The sequence below is a fragment of the Acinetobacter sp. SwsAc2 genome (assembly GCF_013391465.1).
In the GTDB taxonomy this organism is placed as follows: Bacteria; Pseudomonadota; Gammaproteobacteria; order Pseudomonadales; family Moraxellaceae; genus Acinetobacter; species Acinetobacter johnsonii.
The window spans coordinates 1-1,796 of the sequence record NZ_JACBEZ010000077.1 but is presented as its reverse complement, the minus strand read 5'-3'; the positions used below and the strand labels follow the sequence as shown (position 1 = coordinate 1,796).

The window sequence follows — 1,796 nt, the reverse complement described above, 5'->3', positions numbered from 1 at the left end:
CGAAGCGAGTGAAACGAGCTTCAATAGAGTACGAGCTTTAGCGAGTACCAAGGGCAGTTTTAATAACTCACTTTGGAAATAAATTCCCTTTTATTCTTTTAAAAAGCTTTTAAAAGCTTTTAGACCCTCTGAAAACCTTATGCAGCAATAGTTTCAAGCGTTAAAAGGGTACAAATAGCATGATAAAGGGTACAAATAAATTATTGTACCCTTATGTTTATTGGTGTACATTGTTTTCTCATAAGGGTACAAAAATCATGTTCATTTTTTATAAGGTTTGATATCTGAATGAATAAAGAAAATAGTTATGATAAATCTTATCCAGTAACAACAATGGCTATTCAAAACAAAGTTACTGAATGCTTTAAAAGCATGTCTGTAGATGAAAAAAGAATTTTAATTATGGCTTCTCCGATTGCTAGAAATGTCGATGCAAGTGAACAAGATCAAATCTTAATATCTGCTCAACAATTTGCTGATGACTGTGGTATCAAAGTCAATTCTGCTTATAAACAAATTGAAAATGCGTCAAAAAAACTAGTAGATCGGTCCTTTTCATACGTTAATGATAGGGGGAAAAAGGTCTACTCTAACTGGGTAATTGATGCTACTTATGAAGATGCAGGGATATCTTTAAGGTTTACATCTATTGTTTTGGTGATGTTGAAAATTTTAGATAAATACAATCCATACACTCGTTATAAAAAAGATGTAGTTCTAAAATTAAAAAAAGACTACTCAATAGACTTTTACCATTTAGCGAAAAAAAATCAGGCAAAAAATGGCTTTGAATTAACGCTAGATGAAATGTTTACAGAGTTTGGTTTACCAGAATCTTATAGAGATTTGAGGAACTTAAAACGAAGAGTTTTGAAGAGCTCATTAGATGAAATTAATGAATTTACCGATGTAACAGTTGACTATAGTCCAGTTAAAAAAGGACGTTCTGTTGTCGGCTTTAAGTTCACTGTGAAAGAAAAATCTAAGCCAAAATTAATAGCTCCTGAGCGAGATCCAAAAACAATAGATATGTTCTGCAACCTGTCTGATGCTCAAATTAACAAGTACAGTGCTATTTTATCTAAACTTTCTGAGCTATCAGACCTAAGTAACTTCCAGGACTATCCTAGTTTTGCCCTTTGGATTAGTGGCATCTTACGAGATCCGAAAAGTGTAAGAGAGGAAACAGCAAAGCGGATTTTTAAAGCTCTTCATAGCAAGACGGATTTTAAACCATGAAAACTAGAGCTGAATTAGATGCAATGAGCCATCAAGAACTCAAAGACTATGAGCAAATTTTACTTGCTCTGTGGACACCAAGAATGGCTATTGAAAGTGACATTGAAAGGTTAAGCACTAATCGCAACGAATTATTAGAAATTTTTAATCAATTAAAAAATCCTGATGCTCCTGAAAATGAGCGTTTAAAAAATTCTATTTTATCGCTCAAATATAAGATTGAAGATTTAGAAGATAAATTGGATGATCTTATTCAAGATAATCGCTTAAATCGTGCAGATTGAATTATTCAGTTTATTTAATTAAAACCGTGAAACATTGATCAAAGAATAGGCGTGGAACGTGAATAGTCACAAAAAAGCCGTTCCAGTGCGCTGAATACTGGAACGGCTCAAAGTAAGATAATGATTTAGAAGGGATAAATCAAAGCATTTCGTATAAGGTGTATTATGTTAATTTTAGAAAATCTTCACTACTATTATTTTAAAATAAGCCTTATATCCAAGCATAAAACAAGGTTGTCTAGACTTCTTTTAACAGTAAAGTTATCATAAAAC

The 1,796-nt window shown here is 32.2% G+C and carries 2 protein-coding genes; both read left to right on the top strand.

Features of this window, described 5'->3' with window-relative positions; genetic code table 11:
• Window positions 1-288 precede the first annotated feature (288 nt).
• A complete protein-coding gene (locus HYI04_RS16710) occupies window positions 289-1,239 on the top strand; it encodes a replication initiation protein (RefSeq protein WP_001031297.1) in 951 nt (316 codons plus the stop codon).
• The gene (locus tag HYI04_RS16705; protein ID WP_000857160.1) at window positions 1,236-1,523 is read left to right on the top strand and encodes a hypothetical protein; all 288 of its coding nucleotides are present in this window, start codon (window positions 1,236-1,238) and stop codon (window positions 1,521-1,523) included. The genes HYI04_RS16710 and HYI04_RS16705 overlap by 4 nt, the downstream gene beginning before the upstream one ends.
• Window positions 1,524-1,796: the final 273 nt, after the last annotated feature.